The sequence below is a fragment of the Solirhodobacter olei genome (genome assembly GCF_004010155.1).
Lineage (GTDB): Bacteria > Pseudomonadota > Alphaproteobacteria > Rhodobacterales > Rhodobacteraceae > Solirhodobacter > Solirhodobacter olei.
Window position 1 is genome coordinate 1 of record NZ_RRYH01000112.1, and the last position, 362, is coordinate 362.

Sequence of the window (362 nt, forward strand, 5' to 3'; positions counted from 1 at the left end):
TCCAGCTCCGCCTCGGGGATGTCGAGGTGCAGCCGACGGGCGGCCACGTCGATCTCGATCATGTCTCCGTCACGCACCACGGCCAGAGGTCCACCCGCCGCGGCCTCAGGCGAGGTGTGGAGGATCACGGTGCCATAGGCCGTGCCCGACATGCGTGCGTCGGAGATCCGCACCATATCGGTGATGCCCTTGCGCAGAACTTTGGGCGGCAGGCCCATGTTGCCGACTTCCGCCATGCCGGGATAGCCCTTCGGCCCACACATCTTCAGTACCATCACGCAGGTCTCGTCGATGTCGAGCGCCTCGTCATTGATCCTGGCCTTGTAGTCGTCGATGTCCTCGAAGACCACGGCGCGGCCGCG

The 362-nt window shown here is 65.5% G+C and carries 1 pseudogene; it reads right to left on the reverse strand.

The features are described from left to right. Positions 1–362 (reverse strand): annotated as a pseudogene (locus EIP85_RS22665) (dihydroxy-acid dehydratase); the annotation flags it as partial.